A 13,994-nucleotide genomic window follows, 5' to 3' on the forward strand; every position below is an offset into this window, starting at 1 on the left:
TATTATCCTTTATTAAATTGATAACTTTGAACCATATCTTTACCGGCATCATGAATACATTGAACATATTCTTCGATGGTGATTTCTTTATCGGAGTCTTGTAACATATTCGCTTCAAGCAGCATGGCAAGGTTTACGCCGCTAATACAATGAATAGGGTATTCTCTGGAGAGAACCGTCGCTACATTTGATGGTGTTCCACCATATATATCGGTAAGAATAACGGTTTTAATATTGGGTCTGAGTATTTTCCTTGTTTGCTCCATTAACGTTTCTGGTGACATCCCGATGATCAGAGAAATAGCCGTTGTATTTTTCGTTTTGCCAACAATCATTTCACTACTGTTTAATAACTCTTTACCTGCGTCACCATGTGTTAATATGATGATATCATAGAGATTCAATGGTTATCTTCCTTATATATATAATCCATATGTTTGATTTATATTTTGTATGTAACAGATTCCGTTCTTGAGAGTGGTTTCTGTTCTTTGAATATATATTGTTTTATGGATTTTTTAACGTTACCAAGATCACATATTGAATGTATTGACTAATATGGCTATTTCTAGCGGATGCATATAACGCATAACAAAATAATATAATATTTGGTTTTTATAATTAATATTGTCATTTATATATATTAAACAATGTATCTTAATTAAGATTATATTTTATATCGATGATATAAGGTCATATTATGGAGATGAAATTGATATTTATAGTTTTGTCACCTATATGTTATGTCATCGCAAAAATTCACGTTTCAAATCCATAAAAATGGGGTATGTTTTAGCAGAGTATGCTGAAAATGCACGGTCAGCATGCCTAAATATCAATGTCTTATACTTGGTGTGACGCCAATATCAGAATAATGTGCTAAATAACAACATCACAACAAATGCAACAACCATAACAATGAGGAACCTCAGGATGAAAATGAAGGGTAAAGCGTTACTGGCAGGATGTATTGCACTCGCATTCAGCAACATGGCATTAGCAGAAGATATTAAAATTGCTGTTGTGGGGGCGATGTCTGGCCCGGTAGCGCAGTATGGCGATCAGGAATTTACCGGCGCAGAGCAGGCAATTGCGGATATCAATGCCAAGGGCGGCGTGAAAGGTGACAAACTGGTCATGGTGAAATATGACGATGCCTGTGACCCGAAACAAGCGGTAGCGGTTGCGAACAAAGTGGTCAACGACGGGATTAAATACGTAATCGGTCACCTGTGCTCTTCTTCCACTCAGCCTGCGTCAGACATCTATGAAGACGAAGGCATTCTGATGATCACCCCAGCGGCAACGGCGCCGGAGCTGACCGCGCGCGGCTATAGCCTGGTGATGCGTACCACGGGTCTGGATTCCGATCAGGGCCCAACGGCCGCCAAATATATCGTTGAAAAAGTGAAGCCGCAGCGCATCGCGATTATTCATGATAAGCAGCAGTACGGTGAAGGCCTGGCCCGCGCGGTGCAGGATGGCCTGAAAAAGGGTAACGCCAACGTGGTGTTCTTTGACGGGATCACCGCCGGGGAAAAAGATTTTTCTACGCTGGTAGCGCGTTTGAAGAAAGAGAACATCGATTTCGTTTACTACGGCGGTTACCACCCGGAAATGGGGCAAATCCTGCGCCAGGCACGCGCCGCGGGTCTGAAAACCCAGTTTATGGGGCCAGAAGGTGTAGCGAACGTGTCGCTGTCTAACATCGCCGGTGAATCAGCAGAAGGCTTACTGGTAACGAAACCGAAGAACTACGACCAGGTTCCAGCGAACAAACCCATCGTAGATGCTATCAAAGCCAAGAAACAGGATCCGAGTGGTGCATTCGTATGGACCACCTACGCCGCGCTGCAATCTTTGCAGGCCGGTCTGAACCAGTCTGACGATCCGGCTGAAATTGCCAAGTATCTGAAAGCAAACTCAGTGGAAACTGTGATGGGGCCGCTGTCATGGGATGCGAAGGGCGACCTGAAAGGCTTCGAATTCGGCGTGTTTGACTGGCATGCTAATGGTACGGCGACCGACGCCAAGTGATTTTCCCGGCGCCTTTCGTGCCGCAGGTGTGTTGGCTGCGTTATTCAACCCCGGTCACTTACTTATGTAAGCTCCGGGGATTTTATAACTTGCCGCCTGCCTGCAACACAAAATTCTTGGGAAAATACTCGTAATACAATTGGTTGGGGGCGGTTTTCTACCGTTTCTCCCAGCCATTCTCTTGGGCCGTAAATCCTAACACCTGCATAAATGCGGCCATCACGCTGCGGTCTTCAACGCCGACGTCGGCCATCCACCACGAACTCACGTCAGGGTTTTCCCGGATCACTTCTTCGATCAAATACTGCCCGACGCCGCGACGGCGGGTGATATCGCGCACGCGCAATGAATCCAGTGCGCCTTGTGTGCCGCTCAGGGTTACTCGCACGGCGCCTAACAGACGCTCGTTAAAGCGTGCGGCGTAGATCCGGTGCGTTTCATCTACGCTTAATGATGAGGCGGAATATTCCGGCCAGATTTTGCCCAGATCAATCAGGTCCTGGTCGCTAAAGATATCTAAACGAACGATGGTCAGCTTCATTAACAGCATGTCCAAATCACAAAAGATGGAATCAGTGTACCGAAATAATTCGCCCGGATGCTTTCTCTTTTTAATGCGATTAACCAGGTTAATAGTTTTGTAACAACGACAATGACAGATTGAAACAGTAGAGATTGAAAAACAGGCAGGATAATACCCTGGAATGCAGCATTTTATTCCGCTCTTTGTGCCGTTATTTTATGCTGACAAATGCACTTTTTTTTGTTTATCTATAGTGAAAAGCAGAATATTATCTTTTCTTAATCGACTGAAAAATAGAGATTTTAGCCGTAATTTGCTTAAAAAACTGCGCTAAACCATTAACGAGACTGGTAAAAATAGTACAGTTCAAAAAAAGCACAGTCTGCTTTTTAACCACATAAATACAAAATATATACATCATCACGAATGGGGATTCAGGAAAATGAAACGGAATGCGAAAACAATCATCGCAGGGGTGATAGCACTGGCAATGTCACACGCGGTCATGGCGGAGGATATCAAGGTCGCTGTTGTCGGGGCGATGTCAGGTCCGGTCGCGCAGTGGGGTGATATGGAATTTAATGGCGCACGTCAGGCCATTAAAGATATCAATGCCAAAGGCGGGGTCAAAGGCGACAAACTGGTTGCCGTCGAATATGACGATGCCTGCGATCCGAAACAGGCCGTTGCGGTAGCGAACAAAATCGTCAATGACGGCATTCAGTACGTTATTGGTCATCTGTGCTCATCTTCCACGCAGCCCGCATCAGATATCTATGAAGACGAAGGCATTCTGATGATTTCCCCGGGCGCGACCAACCCGGAACTTACCCAGCGCGGTTACGCACACATTATGCGTACAGCGGGCCTGGACTCCTCTCAGGGGCCGACCGCCGCGAAATACATTCTGGAGAAGGTGAAGCCGCAACGCATCGCCATCATTCACGATAAACAGCAATACGGTGAAGGCCTGGCGCGTTCAGTGCAGGAGAGCCTGAAAGCGGGCAAAGCCAATATCGTCTTCTTTGACGGGATCACTGCCGGGGAAAAAGATTTTTCTGCGCTGATCGCCCGCCTTAAAAAAGAAAATATCGATTTTGTTTATTACGGCGGCTACTACCCGGAAATGGGACAAATGCTGCGCCAGGCTCGCTCCGTCGGGCTGAATACCCAGTTTATGGGACCTGAGGGCGTGGGCAATGCGTCGCTGTCTAATATTGCCGGTGATGCCGCTGAAGGCATGCTGGTGACCATGCCAAAACGCTATGACCAGGATCCGGCGAATAAAGCTATCGTCGATGCGCTCAAAGCTGACAAGAAAGATCCAACCGGACCGTACGTGTGGATCACTTATGCAGCCGTCCAGTCATTGGCGACAGCAATGGATCGCAGCGGTAGCAAAGAGCCGTTGGAGCTGGTGAAAGATCTGAAAGCACACGGGGCTGACACCGTGATTGGGCCGCTGAAATGGGACGAAAAAGGCGATTTGAAGGGATTTGAGTTTGGTGTCTTCCAGTGGCACGCGGACGGATCATCGACCGTCGCGAAGTAATAGTTGAAGACGAGTTATCCCACCGCCCGTGCAAAACGGGCGGGTTAAGAAAGGTTACCTTATGTCCGAGCAGTTCCTCTATTTCTTGCAGCAGATGTTTAACGGCGTCACGCTGGGAAGCACCTACGCGCTGATCGCTATCGGTTACACGATGGTGTACGGCATTATCGGCATGATCAACTTCGCCCACGGCGAGGTGTATATGATCGGCAGCTATGTCTCCTTTATGATCATCGCTGCGCTAATGATGATGGGTATTGATTCCAGCTGGCTACTGGTCGCGGCGGGCTTTGTCGGCGCGATTGTGATTGCCAGCGCCTACGGCTGGAGCATTGAACGCGTAGCGTATCGGCCCGTGCGCAGCTCTAAGCGCCTGATCGCGCTGATTTCCGCTATCGGGATGTCCATCTTCTTGCAAAACTACGTCAGCCTGACGGAAGGTTCGCGCGATGTGGCGTTGCCCAGCCTGTTTAACGGCCAGTGGACCGTCGGCAGTAGCGAAAACTTCTCTGCTTCCATCACCACCATGCAGCTGGTTATCTGGATTGTAACCTTCCTGGCGATGCTGGCGCTGACGCTGTTTATCCGTTACTCCCGTATGGGCCGTGCCTGCCGTGCCTGCGCGGAAGACCTGAAAATGGCCAGCCTGCTCGGCATAAATACCGATCGCGTGATTGCACTGACCTTTGTGATTGGCGCGGCAATGGCGGCGGTAGCGGGCGTACTGCTCGGCCAGTTCTACGGCGTAATTAACCCCTATATCGGCTTTATGGCCGGGATGAAAGCCTTTACCGCGGCGGTACTGGGCGGCATCGGCAGCATTCCTGGGGCGATGATCGGCGGTCTGATTCTGGGGGTCGCGGAAGCGCTCTCCTCTGCTTATCTGAGTACCGAATACAAAGACGTGGTTTCATTCGCGCTGCTGATTCTGGTGCTGCTGGTGATGCCGACCGGTATTCTGGGTCGCCCGGAGGTAGAGAAAGTATGAAACCGATGCATTTTGCAATGGCGCTGCTCTCTGCCGCTATGTTCTTCATCCTGGCGGGCGTCTTTATGGGCGTCCAGTTGGAGCTTGACGGCACCAAACTGGTGGTGGATAGCGCCGCGGATATCCGCTGGCAGTGGGTGTTTATCGGCACTGGCGTGGTCTTTCTCTTCCAACTGTTGCGTCCAGCTTTCCAGAAGGGCCTGAAGAGCGTCTCCGGACCGAAGTTTATTCTGCCGGCGATTGATGGCTCCACCGTTAAACAGAAGCTGTTCCTGGTCGCGCTGCTGGTGATTGCCGTGGCGTGGCCGTTTATGGTGTCGCGCGGTACGGTTGATATTGCCACGCTGACGATGATTTATATCATCCTCGGCCTCGGCTTAAACGTGGTGGTAGGGCTTTCCGGTCTGCTGGTGCTGGGTTACGGCGGCTTCTATGCCATCGGTGCTTACACCTTCGCGCTGCTGAACCACTATTACGGACTCGGCTTCTGGACCTGTCTGCCGCTGGCGGGGCTGGTTTCCGCTGCTGCGGGCTTTATGCTCGGCTTCCCGGTACTGCGCCTGCGCGGTGACTATCTGGCGATTGTGACTTTAGGCTTCGGCGAAATCGTCCGTATCCTGCTGCTCAACAACACCGAAGTGACCGGTGGGCCGAACGGTATCAGCCAGATCCCCAAACCGACCTTTTTCGGTCTGGAGTTCAGCCGTACTGCCCGTGAAGGTGGCTGGGATACCTTCAGCAACTTCTTTAACGTGAAGTACGATCCCTCTGACCGCGTTATTTTCCTCTATCTGGTGGCGCTGCTGCTGGTGGTCTTCTCGCTGTTTGTCATCAACCGTCTGCTGCGTATGCCGTTGGGTCGTGCGTGGGAAGCGCTGCGCGAAGATGAAATTGCCTGTCGCTCGCTGGGCTTAAACCCTACGCGTATCAAGCTGACCGCTTTTACCATCAGCGCCGCGTTTGCCGGTTTTGCCGGTACGTTGTTTGCCGCGCGTCAGGGTTTTGTCAGCCCGGAATCCTTCACCTTTGCCGAGTCGGCCTTTGTGCTGGCGATTGTAGTACTGGGCGGAATGGGCTCACAGTTTGCAGTGATCCTCGCGGCCATCCTGCTGGTGGTGTCACGCGAGCTGATGCGTGATTTCAATGAATACAGCATGTTAATGCTGGGTGGTTTAATGGTACTGATGATGATCTGGCGTCCGCAAGGCTTGTTGCCGATGACCCGTCCGCAGTTGAAGCTGAAAAACGGGGAAGCAAAAGGAGAGCAGGCATGAGTCAGCCATTATTATCCGTCAACGGCCTGATGATGCGCTTCGGCGGTCTGCTGGCGGTAAACAACGTTGAACTGGAGCTGAGGCCACAGGAGATCGTCTCGTTAATCGGGCCAAACGGTGCGGGAAAAACCACGGTCTTTAACTGTCTGACCGGTTTTTATAAGCCGACGGGTGGGACGATTAAGCTGCGCGACCAGCATCTGGAAGGGCTGCCGGGTCAACAAATTGCGCGGATGGGTGTGGTGCGTACTTTCCAGCACGTGCGTCTGTTTCGCGAGATGACGGTGATTGAAAACCTGCTGGTGGCGCAACATCAGCAGCTGAAAACCGGCGTCTTCTCCGGCCTGTTGAAAACCCCGTCGTTCCGTCGCGCGCAGAGTGAAGCGTTGGATCGCGCCGCCACCTGGCTGGAGCGTATTGGTTTGCTGGAGCACGCCAACCGTCAGGCCAGTAACCTGGCCTACGGCGACCAGCGCCGTCTGGAGATTGCACGTTGCATGGTGACCCAGCCGGAAATCCTGATGCTCGACGAACCCGCCGCAGGCCTCAACCCGAAAGAGACCAAAGAGCTGGACGAGCTGATTGCTGAACTGCGTAACCATCACAACACCACTATTTTGTTGATTGAGCACGACATGAAGCTGGTGATGGGTATTTCCGACCGTATTTACGTGGTGAATCAGGGCACGCCGCTGGCGAACGGGACGCCGGAACAGATTCGTAACAACCCGGACGTGATCCGCGCCTATTTAGGTGAAGCATAATGGTGGTGACGCATAATATGGAAAAAGTCATGTTGTCCTTTGACAAAGTCAGCGCCCACTACGGCAAGATACAGGCGCTGCACGACGTCAGCTTGTATATCAATCAGGGTGAAATCGTGACGCTTATCGGCGCCAACGGCGCGGGAAAAACCACGCTGCTTGGTACGCTGTGCGGCGATCCGCGAGCGACAAGTGGGCGAATTGTCTTTGATGGTAAAGACATTACCGACTGGCAGACGGCGAAAATCATGCGCGAAGCGGTAGCGATTGTTCCGGAGGGGCGTCGCGTGTTTTCCCGCATGACGGTGGAAGAGAACCTGGCGATGGGCGGCTTCTTTGCCGAAAAGGACCAGTTTCAGGAACGCATCAAGTGGGTGTATGACCTGTTTCCCCGCCTGCATGAACGTCGAATTCAGCGTGCGGGCACGATGTCCGGCGGTGAACAGCAGATGCTGGCGATAGGCCGTGCGCTGATGAGTCAGCCGCGGCTGCTGCTGCTTGATGAGCCGTCGCTGGGTCTGGCGCCGATTATCATCCAGCAGATCTTCAACACCATCGAACAACTGCGCGAGCAGGGGATGACAATCTTCCTCGTCGAACAGAACGCTAACCAGGCGCTGAAGCTCGCCGATCGCGGCTACGTGCTGGAAAACGGTCATGTGGTGCTGGAAGACACCGGTGATGCGTTACTGGCTAACGAAGCAGTGCGCAGCGCGTATCTTGGCGGTTAACATTCTCTGAATGGACAAGGGGGCCTGATATGGCCCCTTTTTATTGCTCTATGTTATTATTGAGAATAGTTATCAATAATAAAAGTGAACATGGAGAAAGGATGATACGTTCCGGTAGCTGCATGATGATTGGCGGTTTGTTTTTGACGCTTTCATCAAATACCCTAGCCTTAACACCGCCAGCGTTCGACCCGCGCGACCCTTCAATCTGGGAAGAGAAACCGGACAACTCGTTAGCGCAGTCTAGCTCGCCCTGTGAAGTGTTCACCTCCTCTGTCTGCCCGGGCTGGGAAGATGAGAAATCGGATATTCAGCGCGAACGTGAGCGGCGGGAACAGCAGCGTTTACAGAATGAATATGAACGACGCTGGCGTAAAGATTAATGTTCCTTGCTGGCTGCAACAGATAACGTCATCCTGGCCGGGTAAGACATAGCGTTACCCGGCTTTGTTGTGCACCACCCCGCATTTTCCTGTCACTACGCTTTCACCGCCTTGCCATCTGTTTGTCGCCTTACTATCTTTTTTTTGTAATAAAAAAGTTATTTTTCTGTCATTCGAGCATGTCATGTTACCCCCGCGAGCATAAAACGCGTGATATCGCGCATCCGGCACAACAAGAGAGATAACCGATGATATCGTTACGACATACAGCTTTAGGACTGGCACTTAGCCTGGCGTTTGCAGGTCAGGCTCTGGCCGTCACCACTATCCCGTTCTGGCACTCAATGGAAGGTGAACTGGGTAAAGAAGTTGATTCACTGGCGCAACGTTTTAATGCCGCCAATCCCGACTACAAAATTGTTCCGCAGTACAAAGGCAACTACGAGCAGAGCCTGAGCGCAGGTATTGCGGCTTTCCGTACCGGAAACGCACCTGCGCTACTGCAGGTTTATGAAGTGGGCACGGCAACGATGATGGCCTCGAAAGCCATTAAACCGGTCTATGAAGTATTCAAAGAGGCTGGTATTAACTTCGATGAGTCTCAGTTCGTGCCGACGGTTTCCGGTTATTACACCGACTCTAAAAGCGGACACTTACTCTCCCAGCCGTTTAACAGCTCCACGCCGGTGCTGTACTACAACAAAGATGCCTTCAAAAAAGCCGGTTTAGACCCTGAGCAGCCGCCAAAAACCTGGCAGGATCTGGCGGAATACACCGCGAAGCTGAAAGCAGCAGGCATGAAGTGCGGCTACGCCAGCGGCTGGCAGGGATGGATTCAGATTGAAAACTTCAGCGCCTGGAATGGTCTGCCGGTAGCCACCAAAAACAACGGCTTTGACGGTACTGACGCGGTGCTGGAATTCAATAAACCGGAACAGGTGAAACATATCGCCCTGCTGGAAGAGTTGAACAAAAAAGGGGATTTCAGCTACTTCGGGCGTAAAGACGAGTCTACCGAGAAGTTCTATAACGGGGATTGTGCCATTACCACCGCCTCTTCCGGTTCTCTGGCTGACATCCGCCACTACGCCAAATTCAACTATGGCGTCGGCATGATGCCGTACGATGCCGATGTGAAGGGCGCGCCGCAGAACGCGATTATCGGGGGAGCCAGCCTGTGGGTGATGCAGGGTAAAGACAAAGCAACCTACGAAGGCGTGGCGCAGTTCCTCAACTTCCTGGCGAAGCCTGAAATTGCTGCCGAATGGCACCAGAAGACCGGCTACCTGCCCATTACCACCGCCGCGTACGACTTGACCCGCGAGCAGGGCTTCTATGATAAGAACCCTGGGGCTGATATCGCCACCCGCCAGATGCTGAACAAGCCACCGTTGCCGTTCACCAAAGGGCTGCGTCTGGGCAACATGCCGCAGATCCGCACCATCGTAGATGAAGAACTGGAAAGCGTCTGGACCGGGAAGAAAACCCCGCAGCAGGCGCTGGATGCTGCCGTTGAGCGTGGCAATCAGTTACTGCGCCGCTTTGAGCAATCGACTAAATCGTAATGTGAAATGCCGGGTGGCGGCTGCGACTCACCCGGCCTACAAATGCGTATAGTTTGTAGGCCGGATACGGTGTGTGCACCGCAATCTGGCACCTTCCAGGAAAAGAACCTACATGTCTTCATCCCGTCCGGTGTTCCGCTCGCGCTGGCTTCCCTATTTGCTGGTGGCCCCGCAGTTGGTTATCACCGTTATTTTCTTTATCTGGCCCGCCGGTGAAGCGCTGTGGTATTCACTACAATCCGTTGATCCGTTTGGTCTTTCTAGCCAGTTTGTCGGACTGGAAAACTTTATCGCGCTGTTTCATGACCCGTACTACCTTGATTCATTCTGGACCACCATTAAGTTCAGTACGTTAGTCACGGTAAGCGGTTTACTGGTGTCGTTATTTTTTGCGGCGCTGGTGAATTACGTGGTACGCGGTAGCCGTTTTTACCAGACGCTGATGCTGTTGCCTTACGCCGTTGCGCCCGCCGTCGCCGCCGTATTGTGGATCTTCCTGTTTAACCCAGGGCGCGGGCTGATTACCCATTTTCTCGGTGAGTTTGGCTATGACTGGAACCATGCGCAAAACAGCGGTCAGGCGATGTTTCTGGTGGTGTTTGCGTCGGTCTGGAAGCAGATTAGTTACAACTTCCTGTTCTTCTTTGCCGCACTACAGTCTATTCCGCGGTCGCTGATTGAAGCCGCCGCGATTGATGGTGCGGGACCGGTTCGCCGCTTCTTTAAGCTGGCGCTGCCGCTGATTGCACCGGTCAGCTTCTTTCTGCTGGTGGTGAATCTGGTTTATGCCTTCTTTGATACCTTCCCGGTGATCGATGCCGCCACGGCGGGTGGGCCGGTACAGGCGACCACTACGTTGATTTATAAGATCTATCGCGAAGGCTTTGTCGGGCTGGATCTCTCCGCCTCGGCCGCCCAATCGGTAGTGCTGATGTTCCTGGTCATTATTTTGACGGTGGTGCAGTTCCGCTATGTGGAAAGTAAGGTACGTTACCAATGATTGAGAATCGTCGTGGGCTGACAATATTCAGCCATGCCATGTTGATTATGGGGATCATGGTGATCCTGTTTCCGCTGTACGTCGCGTTTGTCGCGGCGACGCTGGATAACAAAGCAGTCTTTGAAACGCCGATGACGCTGGTTCCCGGCACACAGCTGCTGGAAAACATGAAATACATCTGGGTCAACGGCGTGGGCGTTAACAGCGCGCCGTTCTGGCTGATGATGCTCAACAGTTTCATCATGGCGTTCAGTATTACAGTAGGGAAAATCACCGTCTCTATGCTCTCCGCATTCGCCATCGTCTGGTTCCGCTTTCCACTGCGTAACCTGTTCTTCTGGATGATTTTTATCACGCTGATGCTGCCGGTCGAGGTGCGTATTTTCCCGACGGTGGAAGTGATCGCCAACCTGAAAATGCTCGACAGCTATGCGGGTCTGACGCTGCCGTTAATGGCATCGGCGACTGCGACGTTCCTGTTCCGGCAGTTTTTTATGACCCTGCCGGATGAACTGGTTGAGGCGGCGCGTATTGACGGCGCGTCACCGATGCGTTTTTTCCGCGATATTGTACTACCGCTGTCAAAAACCAATCTGGCGGCGCTGTTTGTGATCACCTTTATCTACGGCTGGAACCAGTATTTGTGGCCGTTGTTAATTATTACCGATGTCAATTTGGGCACTGCGGTGGCAGGTATCAAAGGCATGATTGCTACTGGTGAAGGCACCACGCAGTGGAATCAGGTAATGGCAGCCATGTTGCTGACGCTCATCCCTCCGGTAATCATCGTGTTAGCCATGCAGCGTGCCTTCGTACGTGGCCTGGTCGATAGTGAGAAATAAAAATGGCTGGTTTAAAACTACAGGCAGTAACCAAAAGCTGGGACGGCAAAACCCAGGTGATTAAACCGCTGACGCTGGATGTCGCGGACGGAGAATTTATCGTGATGGTTGGCCCATCCGGCTGCGGTAAGTCAACGCTGCTACGGATGGTGGCCGGGCTTGAACGGGTGAGCGGCGGCGATATCTGGATTGATAATAAACGCGTCACCGAAATGGAGCCTAAGGATCGCGGCATTGCGATGGTCTTTCAGAACTACGCGCTCTACCCACATATGAGCGTGGAAGAAAATATGGCCTGGGGGCTGAAAATCCGTGGGATGGGCAAGGAGCATATTGCCGAACGGGTGAAAGAGGCGGCGCGTATTCTCGAGCTGGGTGAACTGCTCAAGCGTCGTCCGCGCGAGCTTTCCGGCGGTCAGCGCCAGCGTGTGGCGATGGGGCGGGCGATTGTCCGTGACCCAGCGGTATTCCTGTTCGATGAGCCGCTGTCTAACCTCGATGCCAAGCTGCGCGTACAGATGCGTCTGGAGTTACAACATCTGCATCGCCGACTGAAAACCACCTCACTGTATGTGACGCACGATCAGGTTGAAGCGATGACCCTCGCCCAGCGGGTGATGGTGATGAACAAAGGCATTGCCGAGCAGATCGGCACGCCGGTTGAGGTATATGAAAAGCCTGCCAGCCGCTTTGTGGCGAGTTTTATCGGCAGCCCGGCGATGAATCTGCTGGACGGGCGCATCAGCGCCTCGGGCACCCATTTTGAGCTGGATGACGGCATGACGTTGCCCCTCGGCAGAAGCGCGAGGGAGTCTGGTGGGCGTAACATGACGTTGGGTATCCGCCCGGAGCATATTGCGCTAAGCTCGCAGGCCGAAGGCGGCGTGCCGTTGGTCGTCGACACGCTGGAAATGCTGGGAGCGGATAACCTGGCACACGGACGTTGGGGTGAGCAAAAGCTGGTGGTGCGACTGGCGCATCAGCATCGCCCGACGGCAGGCAGCACGCTGTGGCTGCATCTGCCAGAAAATCATCTGCATCTTTTTGATGGCGAAACAGGACAACGCGTATGAGTAACTGGCCTTACCCCCATATCGTCGCCCATCGCGGCGGCGGTAAGCTGGCACCGGAAAACACCCTGGCGGCGATCGACATGGGGGCGCGATACGGGCATACCATGATTGAGTTTGACGCTAAATTGTCGAAAGACGGTGAGATCTTCTTGCTGCATGACGACAACCTGGAACGCACCAGCAATGGTTGGGGTGTGGCAGGCGAGCTGAACTGGCAGGATTTATTGCGCGTGGACGCCGGCGGCTGGTTTAGCGGTGAGTTTAAAGGCGAACCGCTACCGCTGCTCTCGCAAGTGGCCGAGCGCTGCCGTCAGCACAGTATGATGGCGAATATTGAAATTAAACCCACCACCGGCACCGGAACGTTAACCGGCAAAGCCGTAGCGCTGGCCGCTCGGGAACTGTGGGCGGGAATGACACCACCGCTGTTGTCATCCTTTGAAATTGACGCGCTTGAAGCGGCGCAGCAGGCAGCGCCTGAACTGCCGAGAGGCTTACTGTTTGATGAGTGGCGCGAGGACTGGCGTGAGCTGACAACGCGGCTGGGCTGCGTCTCTATTCATCTTAATCACAAGCTGCTGGATGAAGCGCGCGTGGATGCGCTGCGCGACGCAGGGCTGCGTATTCTGGTGTATACCGTCAACCGACCCCAGCGCGCGGCGGAACTGCTGCGCTGGGGAGTGGACTGCATCTGTACCGATGCCATTGATACGATTGGTCCGGATTTCCAGCCCTGTTAAGGCCCAATTGTTTTTAACGGAACGTTAGGCTGCGGCGTGCTGGAGGGCTTCAGCATGTCGCCGTTCTTTTTCTCCGACAGCATATGTTGCTTATTCAGCGAGCTGTCCGGGTTACGGGTTCCACTTAACATCCCACCGTTGCTGTTGGGCAGCATTTGCTGCTGGCTGGAATTAAACTCGCCAGACTGAGACTGAAGGACGCGCTGGGAGTTGGAATTGATTTGGTTTTCCATATGCTGTTGTTGCATACGCGTCTGCGTTTGCAACTGCTGATTGAGCATCCCTTTCTGCTGAATCTGCTGCGATTGCATTTGGGTTTGCATACGCTGCTGGCTCGGGATCTGATAACCGGGTTGATTCGGGTTATTCATGGTGTTGATGGGCTGTGCAAAGCCTGCAAACGGCAACAACATGGCTAAAAGTAAGAGTCGTTTCATCGCTTTTCTCCTCTCGGGGATCTCTTAAGTTTACTCCTTTCTCGCCGTTACGATGATTATTTCAGAGTTATGCACCAGGCTTAGT

At 52.5% G+C, this 13,994-nt stretch carries 15 protein-coding genes; 12 read left to right on the top strand and 3 right to left on the bottom strand.

What is annotated here, in order from left to right; all coding sequences use genetic code 11:
* Positions 1-2 precede the first annotated feature (2 nt).
* Positions 3-404: a PTS sugar transporter subunit IIA gene (locus OGV52_RS10245; protein WP_047501419.1), complete on the bottom strand. Its 402-nt coding sequence runs from the start codon at positions 402-404 to the stop codon at positions 3-5.
* 529 nt (positions 405-933) lie between these two features.
* Between OGV52_RS10245 and livJ the strand changes: the two genes are divergently transcribed.
* Entirely contained in the window at positions 934-2,037 is a 1,104-nt protein-coding gene (gene livJ, locus OGV52_RS10250) for a branched chain amino acid ABC transporter substrate-binding protein LivJ (protein WP_101700395.1), read from the top strand.
* A gap of 157 nt (positions 2,038-2,194) precedes the next feature.
* Here livJ and panM read toward each other — a convergent pair whose 3' ends face one another.
* A complete protein-coding gene (gene panM, locus OGV52_RS10255; RefSeq protein WP_287108476.1) occupies positions 2,195-2,578 on the bottom strand; it encodes an aspartate 1-decarboxylase autocleavage activator PanM in 384 nt (127 codons plus the stop codon).
* Positions 2,579-3,002: 424 nt separating this feature from the next.
* On the opposite strand from panM, the gene livK reads away from it, so the two are divergent.
* The 11 genes from livK (at position 3,003) to ugpQ (ending at position 13,472) form a co-directional block, all read left to right on the top strand.
* Positions 3,003-4,112: a high-affinity branched-chain amino acid ABC transporter substrate-binding protein LivK gene (gene livK / locus OGV52_RS10260; protein ID WP_016154836.1), complete on the top strand. Its 1,110-nt coding sequence runs from the start codon at positions 3,003-3,005 to the stop codon at positions 4,110-4,112.
* Positions 4,113-4,173: 61 nt separating this feature from the next.
* Positions 4,174-5,100, top strand: a complete 927-nt coding sequence (livH, locus tag OGV52_RS10265) for a high-affinity branched-chain amino acid ABC transporter permease LivH (protein WP_003023435.1) — start codon at positions 4,174-4,176, stop codon at positions 5,098-5,100.
* On the top strand, positions 5,097-6,374 hold the full coding sequence (gene livM, locus OGV52_RS10270) for a branched chain amino acid ABC transporter permease LivM (protein WP_016157662.1): 1,278 nt from the start codon (positions 5,097-5,099) through the stop codon (positions 6,372-6,374). The genes livH and livM overlap by 4 nt, the downstream gene beginning before the upstream one ends.
* Positions 6,371-7,138, top strand: a complete 768-nt coding sequence (gene livG / locus OGV52_RS10275) for a high-affinity branched-chain amino acid ABC transporter ATP-binding protein LivG (protein WP_003023438.1) — start codon at positions 6,371-6,373, stop codon at positions 7,136-7,138. The genes livM and livG overlap by 4 nt, the downstream gene beginning before the upstream one ends.
* 17 nt (positions 7,139-7,155) lie before the next feature.
* On the top strand, positions 7,156-7,869 hold the full coding sequence (livF, locus tag OGV52_RS10280) for a high-affinity branched-chain amino acid ABC transporter ATP-binding protein LivF (RefSeq protein WP_085951092.1): 714 nt from the start codon (positions 7,156-7,158) through the stop codon (positions 7,867-7,869).
* Positions 7,870-7,970: 101 nt separating this feature from the next.
* Complete coding sequence (locus OGV52_RS10285) at positions 7,971-8,252, top strand: hypothetical protein (protein WP_200046839.1); 282 nt, start codon at positions 7,971-7,973, stop codon at positions 8,250-8,252.
* Positions 8,253-8,500: 248 nt separating this feature from the next.
* Positions 8,501-9,817 (top strand): sn-glycerol-3-phosphate ABC transporter substrate-binding protein UgpB, encoded by a 1,317-nt coding sequence (gene ugpB / locus OGV52_RS10290; protein ID WP_016154831.1) that lies wholly within the window; start codon positions 8,501-8,503, stop codon positions 9,815-9,817.
* A gap of 112 nt (positions 9,818-9,929) precedes the next feature.
* Complete coding sequence (ugpA, locus tag OGV52_RS10295; protein ID WP_016154830.1) at positions 9,930-10,817, top strand: sn-glycerol-3-phosphate ABC transporter permease UgpA; 888 nt, start codon at positions 9,930-9,932, stop codon at positions 10,815-10,817.
* On the top strand, positions 10,814-11,659 hold the full coding sequence (gene ugpE / locus OGV52_RS10300) for a sn-glycerol-3-phosphate ABC transporter permease UgpE (RefSeq protein ID WP_003023450.1): 846 nt from the start codon (positions 10,814-10,816) through the stop codon (positions 11,657-11,659). Before ugpA ends, ugpE begins: the two co-directional genes overlap by 4 nt.
* Before the next feature lie 2 nt (positions 11,660-11,661).
* On the top strand, positions 11,662-12,732 hold the full coding sequence (locus tag OGV52_RS10305) for a sn-glycerol-3-phosphate import ATP-binding protein UgpC (protein WP_016154829.1): 1,071 nt from the start codon (positions 11,662-11,664) through the stop codon (positions 12,730-12,732).
* Complete coding sequence (gene ugpQ / locus OGV52_RS10310; protein ID WP_200052013.1) at positions 12,729-13,472, top strand: glycerophosphodiester phosphodiesterase; 744 nt, start codon at positions 12,729-12,731, stop codon at positions 13,470-13,472. Before OGV52_RS10305 ends, ugpQ begins: the two co-directional genes overlap by 4 nt.
* Here the strand turns inward: ugpQ and OGV52_RS10315 are convergent.
* Complete coding sequence (locus OGV52_RS10315) at positions 13,469-13,909, bottom strand: DUF2756 family protein (protein WP_200052014.1); 441 nt, start codon at positions 13,907-13,909, stop codon at positions 13,469-13,471. The genes ugpQ and OGV52_RS10315 overlap by 4 nt on opposite strands.
* Between the last annotated feature and the right edge of the window lie 85 nt (positions 13,910-13,994).

It is taken from the genome of Citrobacter sp. Cb041, assembly GCF_030336655.1.
In the GTDB taxonomy this organism is placed as follows: Bacteria; Pseudomonadota; Gammaproteobacteria; order Enterobacterales; family Enterobacteriaceae; genus Citrobacter; species Citrobacter braakii.